The sequence below is a fragment of the Marinifilum sp. JC120 genome (genome assembly GCA_004923195.1).
Taxonomy (GTDB): domain Bacteria; phylum Desulfobacterota; class Desulfovibrionia; order Desulfovibrionales; family Desulfovibrionaceae; genus Maridesulfovibrio.
Window position 1 is genome coordinate 181,689 of the sequence record RDSB01000003.1, and the last position, 15,866, is coordinate 197,554.

A 15,866-nucleotide genomic window follows, 5' to 3' on the forward strand; every position below is an offset into this window, starting at 1 on the left:
CCTCTTTGCTTATTTAGCGGTAACACGCTTAAGTGTCTTAATTATCTTCACTAAAGTACGCTTTACAATCCCCACCGAAGATTCAAGGCTAGCCACCCTCTTTTCCAATTCTTCCACATACAATCCCAGATCTTCTTCTTTATAACGCTCAGAGCACTCAGGAACCGTCAAAAGCCCATCACTGATCCGCTCCTGAGCAAAAGTCTCCACCACTTCGGCTGTAACGGGCTTGATATCATCGGCAAAACCAAAGATAAGCGCACCTTCGCAAATCACATTTATATTACGAGGAATGCCGTGGGAATACTCGCTGATCTTCGCAACTGCTCCCTCGGTGAAAATTGCAAACGGATCTTCAGCCCCGCCTTGTCTTAAACGGTAGTATACATACTCCTGAACTTCCTGCTCTCTCAAACGGGAGAGATGGGCACTGACAACAATCCGCTGCACGATCTGACTGTATCGGGCCTTGCGCAAGCGGTCACGAAAGCCGGATTGCCCGACCATAAGAATAGAAATGAGATTATCCTTTCCTGCTTGCAAATTAGAAATCATGCGCACTTGTTCAAGAGCATCGTCGCTCAAATTTTGAGCTTCATCCAAAATCAGCAGGACCCGTTTCTCACCTTTAGTATAAATCTTAAGCAGATGCTCCTGCAAAGCATCAAGACAGGAAGCTGGAGTAGGATTCTCGGGCATTTCCGCCTCAAGTTCGGTGAGAATCATCTCCACAATATAATCTCCCCCCACAGCGCTGTTAAAGATAACTCCGACAATTGTATCGTCACAATGCTCAGCAACCAGTCTATAAATAATCGATGTTTTCCCGGTTCCCGCGTCCCCGGTCAGCAAAATCAAGCTGTCACCGTTCATCAAACCGTAATCAATATGTATGATTGCCTGCTGGTGCCACGGGCTAAGATAAAAATATTCCGGGTCGGGAAGGATGTTAAATGGCTTTTCTTTCAAGCCGTAAAACTCAAGATACATTTAGCCACCGCCTCAGCTGACAACGTTCAAGTTTTCCCTTTCCGTCTTATTCAAAACAACACCTACGATATTACGTCCTTCCAGCAAATTAAGAGCCTTTTGGACATATTCACGTGAAGTTTTACCTGCTTCCACAACAAAAATAATTCCGTCAACATAGCTCGAAAAAACCAACGCATCAGGAGCATGCAGAAGGTCCGGGCAGTCAAATATAACATACCGGTCCGGATAACGGTCCTTCATTTCAATAATAAGTTCCTGCAACTTGGGCGAGCCGAGAATCTCGGTTGATCCCCTGATAGGATCACCGGCAGGCAGGTACGAAAGTGTATTTATCCCCGGCTTTATAAGCAGATCAGAAACAGGAATATCATGGAGAAGATGATCGGTCAGCCCCTTTTCAACTTCAATTCCCAAATACTTATGAATACTCGGATTACGCATGTCAGTATCTACGAGCAACGCAAATTGATCCACTTCACGGGCGATACTTATGGCAAGATTGATGGAAGTGATGGTTTTACCTTCTCCGGGCATGGCACTGGTAACCATCAGCACGTTATGTTTATTTTTTCTGGTACGGTGAAAAATCTGGGTCCGCAACAGATTATATATATCGGTAAAAGAAGCATTGCTGTGCTTGGTAAGAATCCTGTTCTTCGCAAGCTCCATCTCATCCAATACAATGTCATCACTGTAGAAAGAAGATGGAAGACTACAACTTTGTATGGAATCATCTGTATTTACATCAGCATAGACATCCTTCTCAGGAGTAGGGGGCGGCATATCCGAAGCAGCATCTTCTACATGAGAATCCTTGCTTTCCAGCACACCCTGCTCTTCCTGTAGCATCCGGTTGCGTCTTGCTTTTTCAACTGCCTTGAGCAGTTTGCTCATGATGACTCCCTGTACTTTTAAAAATTCAGGATAACCTTACGAACCACTTTTACTACAATAATATCAAGGGGCATAAAGAAAAAATGTACCGCTGCCACAGTCAAAACCATCAGAGAGAAAACAGTCAACACCATACTCCATTTCCGGCGCACAATAGTCCGTGATTCAAGCTCAGTCTCCCAATATGGAACAATTGCCAGTACCGGATACTTAACAATTGCTGACAATTCTTCCGGCCTGCGGATGGATCGGTCCATAAATTCCAGCACGGTTCCGGTTCCCGCTCCAATCCCCAATGAAAGCACAAAACCCACCAGAACCAAGGCCAGTCTGTTGGGACGAATCGGCTTTTCAGGGACAATAGGCGGGTCAATCAAGGTGAACCGCTCGGCAAGCTGACTCTGCTCCAAACCCTTAGCCTCACGAGCGGCCAATAATCTGGTATTCACATCCTGATACTTAAGCTGGGCATTATCATAATCACGCAGCAGAATTTTATATCTCTGCTCCACCTGTGGAGTGTTAACCACTCTGCGCTGGTAGGCCGCATATTTATTGCTCAGTTCCTGAAAATTCCTCTCCGCCTCGGCAATCTCAAGTTCGGTAGAAGCAATCTGGGTTTCAATCTGAATATAGCCCGGATTATCTGGAATATCTGAAGCAGAATCAAACATGCTATCCTGCAAGGCCGCTTCCTCAAGACTCTCGTTAAGAGAATCAATCTGCCTGCGGAGCATAATAACTTCAGGGTGCTTGCCTGAATATCTTTTGAGCAGGATAGACAATTCCTGCTCCTTATTCTTGATCTCCCGATTGAGAGCATCAAGATTGTCCGCTGCATCAACATCTTTCTCAAGAGCCTCAATCTGCCTCTTCATGGCCAGTATATCAGGATGCCGTGTGGAATACCGGGATTGCAAGGAAAGATATTCCCGGCGCAATTTTTCCAGATCCTCTCTTGCGGTGGGAAAACGGGTCCCGTCATTGGCCACAATACGCAGATTCGGATCAATACTGGCCCGCTGCCCTTCAAGGTAAACCTTACGGTTCTTGAGGGAAGCTATCTGTTCCTGAACCTGATCAAGCTCCCGTTGCAACCGCTCCATGGAGTTCATGTTATGAACCAGCAATTCCGGTAGTTCATTAACGTGCCCTTCCTTGAAAATGGCAATACTGGATTCAAGCTCTAAAATTTCGGAACGCAATTCAGCGAGCTGCAACTCAAGAAATTCAAAAGTAGATCTGGCTTTTTCTTCCCTCTCTTTCAGGTTTTCCTTCAGATAAAGAGACGTAAGCACATTTGCCACCTGCGCAACTTTCTGCGGACTACGTCCTTCATAGGAAAGGGTAAACGCAACAGTAGCCGTACCCGGACGACCAGAATACTGATTAGTGACATCTGCGGTAATTGGCTCCAACTGGATATCTTCACGCATTTTGGTGATGATCTCCTCAGTGGTATATTTGCCGACAAGATTAGGATACAGTTCAAATTCTTTAATAATGTTCAGCAAGTTACCGTGACTAAGCACGATCTGAGAGATAGACTGCAACCTTTCTTCCACAAACCCGGTAACTGTAGTCTGCACCAGATCCTGTGGGATATCCTGATCTTCGATCAAAATGGTTGCCGTGGACTTGTAAACCGGAGCAAGCACGAAAGCCAGTATCACGATCAGCGTAAAGACCGCTCCCGCCGGAAGGAGGAACTGGTATTTCCTGCGTTTAAGTACATCCAGATAATATGCAATATCCGAGCTTTCCTGCATATGCCCGCTCCCTTAGTTTATCTCGGTCGGAAAAGAGTAAGACAATCCGACCCAGCTCCTGAATCTTTCATTATCTGTTCCGCTGATTTCATTACGAGAAAAGTTAACGCTCACACCGCAATATGCTTTCCAATCCTCTTCAAAAATCCAGTTAACAACAGCCTGGGAAAACACACCGTTGGCTTTATGTTTTCTACCACCGCTCTCCCCGCCTGACTCATTCATCCAGTAAGTATTAATATTGTCCAAGGTCAGATATTCCGAGAACTCATAACGGAAAAACAACTCTGCCTGGTCAAAAATTTCATTCTCGCCATAACGTCCGGGACGCACAGTCCTTTCAATAGCCGGTACCACGCTGAACTCCAACTCACGATACCCCAACTCGACACGAAACTGGTAGAGAAAATCAACATCATCTCCCCTTGTTGTTTCGCTTGAATAATTGGAAAAAGTCAAACCCGGACCACCTTTGACTGAAAGCTTCCACGCTTCTGTAAACTGATGGTCAACCCCAACCACTGCCTGAAACGAAACCTGATCACTTTTAAAATCGTCCATCTCACGGCTGAAATGGGTAAAAGTGTTCATTTCACCCAGATACAAAGTTGTCCGTTCATTATCTAAAGCATGCCCCCATATGAAGCTGAGCACGTTGGTTACATAATCAGAATCGGTTTTGCGCTCGTAATTGGTTTTATCAATATAGTTTGAGATGCTGAGATTATCCTTCTCTCCCATACGCCAGTTCAATGTCGGTGTTGCTGTGGTTTTCAGGATCACAGTCGGATCAATATCCACACCACCGGACTCATAAGTATTCTGGTCAAGGTTATGGTAGCGCTTATGAGTAAATTCAACTTCCCCGTCCAATCTGGGATTAAACTTATATTTCCCGGACAGCGACAAGTTGTAGTCGTACCTGTCCAACTCATTGTGCTCCAGATAATCCTTGTAAATAAAGTCGCCTCTGAAATTAACTTTCAGGTCTTCATCATAAATCTCAACCTTAAGCGCCGGAGTAATTTCAGTAACCAGATCATCAAACTTCTTGTAATCCACATTACTGTCGTACATTTCACGCAAACGGAGGATAGGCTTAATCTTGATCACCTTACCGGAAAGGCCGACCGACCGCTTGGGAGTAGTGAAAAAACTGTCATCACCGGAAGCAATAGCCTCCTTTTCGCGGGCATTTTCAGAAGGAATAAGAGATACGGACGGAGCCTCAATGCGCTCCTGAACTTTCACTTTTTCCTCCTTCATAGTACTTCCGACAAACTCAGGTGAGACAAGATCAGACTGTCTCTCCGCTACCAAAACTTTTTTAACTGAAACCGGCCCAAATTCCGCAGTCTGAACATCTTTCACCGATACGAGAGCAGCCGCGACGCGCTTGCGGACAACCTTATCAACGACAGAACCCCTTATCTCGCTTCCTCTGCCCTGAGCAAGTTGAAACGGCTCGGCTTGAAGGGTCACATCATTTACCGGACGTTTAAGGTCGGCCACAAAGATTGCCGCCCCCGTCTCCACTTTGCTGGACCAGTTTTCAAGAGGCTGAATCACAGGAATCCGCACCCGCCAAGAGACACCTCCGTCCCCTGCGAGAACAACGCAGACCGGCACCAGCACAAGACTGAATGCCACGGCGCGTAAGATCCTGCGAACCAATCCAGACATCTTACTCCCCTGTCAGAATAGATTAAAGCAAACATATCCTAGGGCACGATAATGGTATCGCCAGGTTTCAGAAGGATATTCTGCTTCAAACTCTCCCCCTCAGCCAGCTCGTCATAGTCAAAGTTAAAAACCTTCTGGCTTCCATCTTTGTTCCTGCGGACTACGATGATATTGCCGCTCTCAGCAAAAGGACTCAATCCCCCGGACATGGCTAAAGCCTGAACCACAGTCATATCCTGTCCCATTACATGGACCTTGGGATTATTAACTTTTCCCATGACATAAACCTTGGGAGCCTCAACCTTGCGCAGAATAACTGTTACCGGGGCATCGGGAACAAACTCGGCGATACGTTTTTTTACCTGTTCACGCAGCTCATCCACGGTCAGCCCCCCGGCCTTCAAATCCCCGGCAAGAGGAAATGAAACACCGCCATCCGGTCTTACGACAACTTCTCTGGCAAGCTCTTCATCACCCCAGACCGAAATTTCAATCACATCTTCAGGACCAAGCCTGTATTCATCGTTTACGGTCAATTGGGCGGAAGCCCACTGTGGGGTTAACGCAAAGAACATGACAGCACTGCACAAAATTAATAATTTCAGTGTCTTCACAAAACCTCCTAGGTATAGCCGACTGTTCTTATATAATGAAATTATACTCTTAGGTCATTTATCGGACATAAAAATTTACTGCCGCCAAGCAAACTTATACACGGTCTTCAAAATAATCTTTAGATCCATAAGCACTGACCAGTTCTGTAAATATTCAATGTCGAAGGATATACGTTTTTTCATATCCTCGTCGCTTTTAATCTCGCCCCGGTATCCATTTACCTGCGCCAACCCGGTGATCCCCGGCTTGGAAATATGACGAAGCATGTATCCGGGAATATGCTTGCGATAATCTTCATTCATTTTAACTGCATGCGGGCGTGGCCCAACAATGGACATGGACCCAACAAGTACATTCAAAAACTGAGGTAATTCATCAAGGCTGTTCTTACGCAGAAACATGCCGAACCAAGTAATACGCGGATCCCTATCCGTGGCCGGAGTAAAGGTGTATCCGTTTTCCAAAACTTTCATGGTTCTGAACTTGTAAATCTGGAAGGGTTCACCCTCAAGTCCATAACGCCATTGTCTGAAAAATACCGGTCCCTTTGAAGTCATCTTTATGCCTAACGCAATGAGAAGCATAGCAGGAGAAATCATGAGTAAGATCAGGCCCGAAACAATCAAATCCTCCATACGCTTTACGAACCCGTTCATCCCCTCAAAAGGGGAAGTCCTAAGCACAATCGCAGTCTGACCAGCCACATGCGCCACATCACCGCCCATAAGGTGCTTGAAAATGGACATATCCGGGAAAAAATAAATCTGGGCCGTAGTATCCTCCAGCCCCTGCAAAAGCTTGTTAAGCATTGCTTCATCCCGCATGGGCAGGGCCACAAACACAATCTGGATATGATTTTCATTCACATACCCCGGCAGATCCTCCAAAGTCCCGCCACTTGGAATTGCACCATGACACCCCGGATCAGCAGAATCAAAAAAAGCCATAATCCTGATTCCGGCCCATGGGTTATCATTGACCCACTCATCAAGTGAATTACCCAACTGACCGCATCCAGCCACAACTGCCTTCCTGCCGGCCACATTTTCAACAAAAAAACGGGAAACAACCTTACGTATAAAAACACGTTCAAGGCAGAGTAAAGCGGGCCACAAAAGCATCGCCGCAAGAATGACCAACCTTGAATAAACACTGGAAACCTTGAAAGCATACCCAAAAAGCAACAGCCCACCGAAAACTAAAAAGACTGCTGCAATAATACGGTTGCATTCATGGACAAGATCAGACCCTGCCCAATTCCGGTAAACACCGGCAAGGTGAAAAGAGATAAGAGCCAATGCCGCAGTAACTGCGGCCAGTAGGGCTATATGAGTAGGACGGGAGGAAAATGATGCAGGAGAAAAAACATTATAAAGCGTGAGTAGAATCGCTATCCCAGCTCCAACATCTATAACTCTATGCAACGGCTCAAGCATGTGTGGTGAAATGTGTATCTTCCGGTCCATTATTCCTCCTGCGCTAAAGAAAAAACCGAAAAGACCCAATTAACTATAATCATAACAAAAAAAAAGGGAGTTGCATAACTATGCAACTCCCATATTTTTCCTTAATGAATTTTTAATATCTTTACAGCTCAAAGCCGTTCAAGCAAATTAACAGCCTCGCTGCGTTCTGGAAAATCATCCTTACTTTTAAGAAGCTTATTAAGAATCTTCTTCGCTTCATCGTTCTTACCCTCACGAGAATACACCAATGCCTTATGGAACTGGGCCGCTGAGAATTCGGGTAAAACCTGCAAAGCTGAATTCAATACATGCAGAGCCTGCTCATATTCCCCGTTAAGGTAAAGTACATAACCAAGAGTATCGAGAGCTTCAGGGCTCTGACTGCTGGCAGCTACACGGGCCAGCTTAAGAGCCTGTTCCATATGACCCCCGCTATCTGAAAACTTAGTTGCCAGAAGATAGGCCAGATTGTTAGCCGCCAATTGAAATCCGGGATGTTGCTCCAGAAGTTTAGAATAAATATCCCGTGATTTTTCATACTCTCCATTCTGCTCATAAAGAAGACCTAGAATAAACTGAGGTCCGGGACTGACGCTATCTTTCTCAACCTCTTTCTTGAACTTGGCAATACCTGCCTTAAGCTTTTTGTTGCTCACATAAAGATCACCGATGCGCAGATAAGGCAGCATCCATTCCGGCGCAATGGTAACCGCTCTGGAATAATTGGTCTCAGCAGCCTTAAAATTATCTCTCGCAGCATAGACCCTTCCGAGAAGTTCATAAATCCTCGCATTATCGGGAAACTTCTGAAGCAGCTTTTCGCAAAAATTAGTTGCAGCGGTATATTTATGCTGGAGGATAAAGATATCCACTTTCCCCTGAATCGCTGCCAAGGAATCAGGAGCTATTTTCAGGGCAGAGGTATAATGCTTCTCCGCCAACGAATTCTTACCTTGAGAAAGAGCCAGCTCAGCCATCTTCATCTCTCCAACAGGAGAATCGGGAAACTTCCTAGCCAGATCAGAAAAAACACGGTTGGCAAGATTTCTATCACCTTTGATGGCATACACATCGCCGATTGCAGCCAAAATCTGGATATCATCAGGCCGTTTCTCTCTGAGTCGCTGCAATTCAAGAATTGCCTGATGCCAATCTTTGCGATCAAGATAAGTATTGATCAACACTTCCCTTGCCGGAGCGTATCCCGGATCAAGAGCAATGGCTTCTTTCAAATTCTCGATAGCGATACTGGCTTCATCGTTAACCAAATGCGCCCGCGCCAGCAGAACATAGGCAGGAGCACTTTCAGGATTATCCCGGACCACCTGCCTGAATTCAGAAACAGCGAGATTTCCGCGCCCCTCAAAAAGAAAAATCTGACCGCGCAAATAATGGGCCTCAGCATCCTTTGGGTTCAGTTCAATTACTTTATCAAGCTGCTCAATAGCCCTTTTCGGTTCATTCATATCCAGATACATAGTGGCAAGTTGCTTGCGATAGACAACGTAATCAGCACTTTCAGATCCTTCCGGGTCCAGAGCCACACCATCCAATAAAAATTGCACAGCTTCTTCCTGACGCCCCTGAGACATGTACAACCCTGCCAGAGAAGTCCTTATAGGGAGCGAACTTTCATCTAACTCCAACCCTTCCTTGAGAAGCTTTTCGGTCTCCACAAATTTTTTCTGAGAATTAAGGACCCTTGAATAAAGAACCCTGTATTTCGCTTCTTCAGGATGATTGCGAACCACCTCAGCCATTAACTCTGAAGCTTTGACAACATCACCCATGGCGGAATAAAATTCAGCCGCAAAAACTTTTGTCCGAGGATCGCCGCTGCTATTTTGCAGGAGCTTTTCCACAAACTTCAAAGCTTTTTCCGACTGATTATTGCTGCGGTAAAATGCCACAATCTTCATCAGCAAAGAAGAATCGCGAGGAAGGCGACTAAGCCCCTCAAGCAATGCATCTTCAGCTTTTTTATTATCATTCTGCCGGACATAGATACTACTCATGGAAAGATATACATCAGGATTGCCCGGATCTTCATTCAAGGCAATCTTAAGCATCTTTTCCGCTTCAACAAATTTTCTATTCTCTGCAAGAACAGAAGCCAGCACCAACCGGGCCTCAATGTTTGAAGCATCCAGATTAAGTGCCTTGCGGGCCATATCTCCGGCATCATCATATTCGCGGGCCAGCAGGTAGAGCTTGCTCAGTTCAACCTTTGCTTCAACCAAGACAGGATCAAGATCCGTAGCATACCTGAAGTTAATGAACGCTCCTTGAAAATTACCTTTTTCCAGAGCAACTTTTCCGAGCAGTAGACGACATGAAGCGCATTCGGGATCAATGGAAAGAGCATTTTTTATTTCAAGTCCGGCTTCGGTATACATTCCCTTATTGTAGTACTCCACAGCCTTCTGGTAAAAATCGTCCCGTCGTTTTTCACATCCGCCCAAAAGGCAGAAGGATACTATTATCAGGATTACCGCAAAAAAATTCTTTCGCATTGATTTCCCCGTATTTATTAATTCAATTCAGATGCGCTATTCAGGAATATAAGGTTTAAGTGTTGTTGAAAATTTTCTAATGAAATCTTCAAGAACCTTCTGACCATGCTCGACTGTTTCATCTTCGTTCAGCAACAGTTCAACCCTGACCAGAGCACCGTCTGTCCGTTGCCGGGTAACGGAATCTACAGCCAGATAAACCTTATTCATATATTCGTCAGTGATGACCCTGCCCCTCTGCTGAAACCAGTAAAAAGCCAGCAACCTCTGTCCCGGCTTATCAAGCAGCAGCCTGCGGACTTCGAACGGTCGGCCTTTTTGCGGATCAGCAGGCAAGTCGCGGGATGAAGTAAGACTCCAACCACCGCCGCCCAGCAGACAACTGACCGGGTTATGGGCTGCCCGCTGCGGTTCCTGATAATCATAGTAGGTAACCAGAACAAGTATATCACGCCCGGATTGCTTATCTCTGAACACACCGGCAAGATAATCATCAGATCCTAGGGATTTAAGGACATTCTCACCATAATACTCCCTTTTCCCCACATATTCCCCGATTTCCAGAGGAAAATTGTCAAAACTTGCCCGCTGCGGGATCACCCGCCCGGTAAGTAGATACATATTGGCGGCAAAATATAGTCCCAGAACAGCAGCCATTAGAAAAACATGCATGCCCCTCCCGGTCGGTTGCCCGTAATATCCGGGCCGGGACCCAGCCCGCTGCTCCACTTTTCTGCCACCTAATAGATTCAGCAACAGACTCCATATGGCAAGCACTGCAATTGAAAGCAAATAAATCACGATACCTGAAGCGTCATGAAAAAAACTCTCTGCTGTTTCCACGGAAACATTACGGGCCAAATAGCCCACAATGGCAATACGTAATGCATTGGTAAAAATAGCAGTGGGCACAGTGGAAAGGATGACCAGCACCCGCTGCCAAGTGCGGGAATTGAACCAGTACGCCATGAGAATACCCAAAAGAATGGTAGGAAAGACATAGCGCAAGCCACTGCAAGCATCCACCACATGAAGCTGAATCACCCCGAGGTCGATGACATTCCCCTCCCTGAACACGGGAATATCGATGAACTGCATTATGCGTACGGAAATATCAGATGAAATAAGGCGTAGCTTAAAGGTAAGCGTGCGGTTGATGAAAGGCGGCGGCGGTACGGCAAAAGCAAGTACAAGCAACGGAAAAAAGAAGGTTTTCATGGACCGCCAGCCGTAGACAAACAAGACCAGTGCCACCACGGTCAGCCACATGGAGACAAAAACCAATGCGTCCACAGCCGCAGCCTTACCCAGAAAAAAGAGAACCCCGCTCAAAAGCAAGGCCAGATAACCGGAACCGGATGACGGAGTAATAACCTTTGGAAGCAAGTCCTTACGTTGCCATGCCACATACAAAGCAAGAGGGACTACCAGCCAGCAATAGGAATAATCATCAGTATTCCATCTCCTTAAAAGAGGCGGAAAAGAATCCCAGTACAACACGATCCATGCTGCCACAACAGAAATAAAAGATAGAACAGCTGCCACTTGTAATACTCCCCGGAGCAATAAATCACGCAAGACCTGCAAAAACAACTTGGTTCAGCAATAAGTAACAGAAAAAAACATTATCAGAAATATCAAACCTGCTGAAATAAAAAACTTAGTAAAAAATTTCAGTACTGAGGACGGTGTCTCCTTCCACTTCAGCCGTTGCAACAAGAGTTACCGCTTTAACCTTAACCCCGAACCGCCGCGAAACCCAACCTAAAGGAATTTGCTCATCACCTTTAAACAATTCCAGCCGCACATTAGGGCCAAATGTCATGCTGATCCTTATTCCTGCATTTTCGACCTGCACCATGTTATCCGAAAGAAGCTCTGCTCTGCACTCCTCGCTGAAATGCCAAAACTGCTCTGCAAGATGTTCTCCGCAACAAGAAAATCCATCGCGCACTGAAATTTGTCTTTCCTCTCGGTTCAAAAGGACTTGCCGAGAATGAGTCACCGGATCGGCAAGCCTTTGATATCCGTCGTGACTACCTTGAAAAACATCCTCACTTTGTCCACGCTCAACTTTTCCATAAGTTTGTGCATGGGTATTCCACAGAAAATTACCGCCAGACTCACTCTGGTTCATTCCATCCAGACGCACGGTATTATGGGCTGAAGTTCCCCGAAAATATTCCCGCCAAAATGGATCTGAGCCATACACATAGGTGCCCGGATCAATAAGAAATTCATGGCCGTCCAGCGTAAGATAAATTGCAAGCGCATCAGCATGTCCATGAGCGGCAAGAGTTCCGTATCCTAACGGTCCGCTATCGATAACCATAAACAAGTCGGCACGGTCATCACGCAGAATATGATAGCCACCGTCTGGAAACGAATCCGGCTGACCGCCAGAAGGAGTAAATACTTGCGGCACGCCCTGCGGCAAAAGAGACAATCCGCAAACCCTGCCATCATCCGCATCACCTATCATGGGTGAATTACCGGACCCGTCAGACATGGCTGCAATAAAGACATTCATTTTTTTGAGCACATCACAATAGTTAGTGGAAAAACAAATCGGATCAAAAAGATATGAGAGGGAAAGTAAATCATACACAAACTGCTGGTAAGCCAGAGTCTGTTCCTTGTTTACACCATCCGGCCAGACTTGATTATGAACCTCATCTTCCAGAATCCCCAAGGCACGGCTCTTCCAGCGGTCATAATCATCTTCGAAAGGCCAGGTGCAGCAGGCAATAAAAACTCCGGCAGCCTCGCCGATCAGGTGGTTATTTGCAGATGAACCATACGAATAGCAGCCGTCAATGTAATGAATATGCTGATAAATGGACTGGAGCCAGCAATCACGAAGAACACGCCCCTCTTCTCCTTCAAACATGGGCGAATCAAAACCCCCGACATACTGCCAAACAATACTCCAGTTTATAAGCCGGAGCCCAAGTTCCAATGGACTGGCCCAATGAACTCCCATTAAATACGGACATTGATTCAACCAAGACTCAAGCATGCCCTTTACCGCCCGCAGGTATTTAATTTCACCTGAAATTTTCCAAGCAAGCGCAAAGGGAACTGCTTGTAAAAACCTGCCCGGTTCCCATAAATATTTTATATTTACGCACAGCTTGATGTCTTTAACATTGAGTTTCTTGGCAAAATAAAGCGGAGCCTCAATTCCGGTCAGGGGATCACGATTCCATTCAGGATTAACGCATTCCACCCCGGAAAGTGTGAAGACATCCATTCCATCATCAATCAATTTATCCGCAATCCGCAAAACGTCTTCTAAGTCTCTCTCCTGCGAATCAAATTCCGGGACATGCAGCAGTGAATTATCAGAAAAAAACAAAGGTGAATCTGCTGCCAGCATCAGGCCGCGACTTTGCATGAAGGAGACTCCTTCATCAATGCATCGCCGCATGATTTCAACAGGCCCCATGGCCCGTAGTCTATTAAAAAGCCAGACGATCCGTTCCATACTCATGAACGCCCTCCGCCTTCCATGATCCGGTCAGCTTCCTGCTTTACCTTTTCCAACCTCTCCTGCCTGCGGACTTTATGTTCGGGTAACTCAATATAAGCCAGCACAGCATAAAACATCTGCCCCAGTCCGAAACGGGTCACATAGCTGTTGCTGACAAAATTCATAAAGGTCACGGTTAAAAACAGGGCAAGGAAGATATAACGCTCCCTCCCCTCAAGCATTCGTATTTTCAGGAAAAGAGAAAATTGAAAAGCAATAAACAGAAAAAAACCAATAATCCCGGTCTGGGTCAGAACATCAAGAAAATCGTTATGACTGTTCAGCATGTCGCCAACCTGCTCCCTGCGTGACCTGATATGGGAATAAATATTGCCGACCCCGACCCCGGCCAGAATACCATCCAACGGCTGGGAAACAAATTCCTCAACATTATGCATCCATATGACCGGACGCCCCGAACCAAACTGGGATTTATCCGGATTTTTTGCAGAATCGACCATATCAAAAAAAATTGTGTACAGCACAGCAGCCGAAAGAATCAGCACCACTCCCATAATCGCGGACAGAAGGGCCAGAAGCCGCTTATTAACTCTGAACAGGTAATAATAAACAAAAATCAGCACTCCGAAAAAACAAGTACGCACATAGCTTTTATAAAGACAGTAAAGAGCAAAAACACTCAGCATGAATGAAAAAATAAAAAAAAGTCTCTGCTTCAACAAGGGGATAAGATCATCATGGTCTTTGCAAATTACAGCATAGACGGCAAGCACCATTAAATATAATGACATACAATGCCCAAGGTTGTGAGGATTGGTGTACACACCGCTGAACCGGGAAAGATTTGTCCAAAATAAAACAGTATACAACCCCTTCCCCTGCACAATAAGAAAAGTACTGCCAAGAATAGGAATGGCATAGCCGATAAGCATCAGTTTTATGAACCGGGCATAGTCTTTTACGTTAGTAATAACATTTTTCAATACAAAATAAGTAATAAATGGGATAACAAACTTTGCTGCTTCTTTTATGTGGGAACGGTCAATATAAAGCAGATAAATAAACAACACCCAGATAACAAATGAGAACAAGAAGAAATCAACAACGGAAATATTTATTGTCTTTGTAGCGATGGCACGCAGAATAAAAGCAATAATCAAAATACCAGTAGCAAAAATAGCAAAAACCTCGGTTATATTAAGACCGAAGACCAGCCATCCGATATCCACAAACATGATCGGACGAAAAAAAAAGAACATGAACAATAATGCAGTCATGCAAGTCCACCATTTTACTTCTGGAAATTCAATCGTTCATAAAACTCGAAAATTTCTCCAGTAACTTTGTGGGAACTGAAATGCTCACGAGCAAATCTCCGGGCATTTTCAGATACCGCTACCCTGAAATCTGAATCATCAATTAGTCCAGCCACTGCCCCGGCGATTGCCTCGGCACTGACCTCATCCAATAACACAGCGGTCTGCCCCGGTTTTATCACATCTTTAATGCCCCCGGCATCCGTCACCACCGGAACCAACCCTGCACTCATTGCCTCAAGCAGTGAAACAGGACATCCCTCCCTGCTTGTGGGCAATAAATAAATACAAGACTTTTCAAGCAATCTATTCTTCTCAACACCCTGAATATATCCCGGAAACGAAACATTGCTAAGGTTTCGAGACTCCGCAATGCGCATCAAATTTTCCTGTTCCGGCCCGTCTCCGGCCATGACAAGTTCAAGTCCTTCAAACCTAGCGCAAAGCAGAGAAAAAGCATCCAGCAATTCATACACACCTTTCCCCTCAATCATCCGGGAAAGAAATAAAAGAGACTTCCCATCATCCCGGCAAACCGATGAAACAGGAAGATTGTCCATATCAACCATGGTACTGACCACTTCGACCCTGGAAAGGTCCACACCGATGGAGCCTAGCTCTTTCCTAAAATCCTCGGCAAGCACGAGGACCATTCCAGCCCGGTTAAGCACCGCGCGCAGCAACATTGCGGAAAAACGGCCTGTAGCAATACGCCTGAAAAAAATCTCATCCCAGCCATGGATAAAAATGAGAATCCTCCCGGAATAACCAAGCAGGCAAAACATGAGAAAAAGAATTCCTTCCTTCAGTGCAGACACAAGATTCAAAGAAGGATTCATATGAATAACATCAAAACGGTTGAAACAAGAAAGCCAAAACAAATTAAGAATATCAGCCAGTGTTCTAAAAAAACGCGCAAAACCTGTCTGATTGATCCTGCGTCCCAGCACAGCAGGGGTCACTTCTGCCTTGCCTTCAAGCTCGCGTAACAGCAGCTTCACGGTTTCAACCACTCCGCCCATGTGGCGCAAATCAGGAGAAATAACCAGTAACCTCATCTATTCTCCGTTCTGATTTTCAGTTATTTTATTTCAAAATACCCCAGTTATCGTCACTATTCCAGT

The 15,866-nt window shown here is 45.5% G+C and carries 11 protein-coding genes; all 11 read right to left on the bottom strand.

Annotation, left to right across the window (positions count from 1 at the left end; translation table 11 throughout):
* Positions 1 to 9: 9 nt before the first annotated feature.
* The 11 genes from D0S45_04990 to D0S45_05040 all read right to left on the bottom strand — a co-directional run bounded on the left by D0S45_04990 (position 10) and on the right by D0S45_05040 (position 15,800).
* Positions 10 to 990 carry an AAA family ATPase gene (locus tag D0S45_04990; protein TIH18575.1) on the bottom strand — a complete coding sequence of 327 codons (981 nt, stop codon included), beginning with the start codon at positions 988 to 990 and terminating at the stop codon, positions 10 to 12.
* Between the two features lie 12 nt (positions 991 to 1,002).
* On the bottom strand, positions 1,003 to 1,887 hold the full coding sequence (locus tag D0S45_04995) for a polysaccharide biosynthesis tyrosine autokinase (protein TIH18576.1): 885 nt from the start codon (positions 1,885 to 1,887) through the stop codon (positions 1,003 to 1,005).
* A 17-nt stretch (positions 1,888 to 1,904) separates the two neighbouring features.
* A complete protein-coding gene (locus D0S45_05000; GenBank protein ID TIH18577.1) occupies positions 1,905 to 3,656 on the bottom strand; it encodes a lipopolysaccharide biosynthesis protein in 1,752 nt (583 codons plus the stop codon).
* A 12-nt stretch (positions 3,657 to 3,668) separates the two neighbouring features.
* A complete protein-coding gene (locus D0S45_05005; protein ID TIH18578.1) occupies positions 3,669 to 5,339 on the bottom strand; it encodes a hypothetical protein in 1,671 nt (556 codons plus the stop codon).
* A gap of 38 nt (positions 5,340 to 5,377) precedes the next feature.
* Positions 5,378 to 5,953, bottom strand: coding sequence for a polysaccharide export protein (locus tag D0S45_05010; protein ID TIH18579.1), 576 nt, complete (start codon positions 5,951 to 5,953; stop codon positions 5,378 to 5,380).
* A gap of 75 nt (positions 5,954 to 6,028) precedes the next feature.
* Positions 6,029 to 7,420, bottom strand: a complete 1,392-nt coding sequence (locus tag D0S45_05015) for an undecaprenyl-phosphate glucose phosphotransferase (GenBank protein TIH18580.1) — start codon at positions 7,418 to 7,420, stop codon at positions 6,029 to 6,031.
* Between the two features lie 128 nt (positions 7,421 to 7,548).
* Positions 7,549 to 9,933, bottom strand: a complete 2,385-nt coding sequence (locus D0S45_05020) for a tetratricopeptide repeat protein (GenBank protein TIH18581.1) — start codon at positions 9,931 to 9,933, stop codon at positions 7,549 to 7,551.
* Between the two features lie 36 nt (positions 9,934 to 9,969).
* A complete protein-coding gene (xrtD, locus tag D0S45_05025; protein ID TIH18582.1) occupies positions 9,970 to 11,478 on the bottom strand; it encodes a VPLPA-CTERM-specific exosortase XrtD in 1,509 nt (502 codons plus the stop codon).
* Between the two features lie 115 nt (positions 11,479 to 11,593).
* The gene (locus D0S45_05030; GenBank protein TIH18583.1) at positions 11,594 to 13,426 is read right to left on the bottom strand and encodes a heparinase; all 1,833 of its coding nucleotides are present in this window, start codon (positions 13,424 to 13,426) and stop codon (positions 11,594 to 11,596) included.
* Complete coding sequence (locus D0S45_05035; GenBank protein ID TIH18584.1) at positions 13,423 to 14,703, bottom strand: O-antigen ligase family protein; 1,281 nt, start codon at positions 14,701 to 14,703, stop codon at positions 13,423 to 13,425. The genes D0S45_05030 and D0S45_05035 overlap by 4 nt, the downstream gene beginning before the upstream one ends.
* A 14-nt stretch (positions 14,704 to 14,717) precedes the next feature.
* Positions 14,718 to 15,800 carry a glycosyltransferase family 1 protein gene (locus tag D0S45_05040; GenBank protein ID TIH18585.1) on the bottom strand — a complete coding sequence of 361 codons (1,083 nt, stop codon included), beginning with the start codon at positions 15,798 to 15,800 and terminating at the stop codon, positions 14,718 to 14,720.
* Positions 15,801 to 15,866: the final 66 nt, after the last annotated feature.

Excerpts from the sequence above, each read along its gene's own strand:
- D0S45_04990 (TIH18575.1), bottom strand. The coding sequence starts at position 990 with ATGTATCTTGAGTTTTACGGCTTGAAAGAAAAGCCATTTAACATCCTT.
- D0S45_04995 (TIH18576.1), bottom strand. The coding sequence starts at position 1,887 with ATGAGCAAACTGCTCAAGGCAGTTGAAAAAGCAAGACGCAACCGGATG.
- D0S45_05000 (TIH18577.1), bottom strand. The coding sequence starts at position 3,656 with ATGCAGGAAAGCTCGGATATTGCATATTATCTGGATGTACTTAAACGC.
- D0S45_05005 (TIH18578.1), bottom strand. The coding sequence starts at position 5,339 with ATGTCTGGATTGGTTCGCAGGATCTTACGCGCCGTGGCATTCAGTCTT.
- D0S45_05015 (TIH18580.1), bottom strand. The coding sequence starts at position 7,420 with ATGGACCGGAAGATACACATTTCACCACACATGCTTGAGCCGTTGCAT.
- D0S45_05020 (TIH18581.1), bottom strand. The coding sequence starts at position 9,933 with ATGCGAAAGAATTTTTTTGCGGTAATCCTGATAATAGTATCCTTCTGC.
- D0S45_05030 (TIH18583.1), bottom strand. The coding sequence starts at position 13,426 with ATGAGTATGGAACGGATCGTCTGGCTTTTTAATAGACTACGGGCCATG.
- D0S45_05035 (TIH18584.1), bottom strand. The coding sequence starts at position 14,703 with ATGACTGCATTATTGTTCATGTTCTTTTTTTTTCGTCCGATCATGTTT.
- D0S45_05040 (TIH18585.1), bottom strand. The coding sequence starts at position 15,800 with ATGAGGTTACTGGTTATTTCTCCTGATTTGCGCCACATGGGCGGAGTG.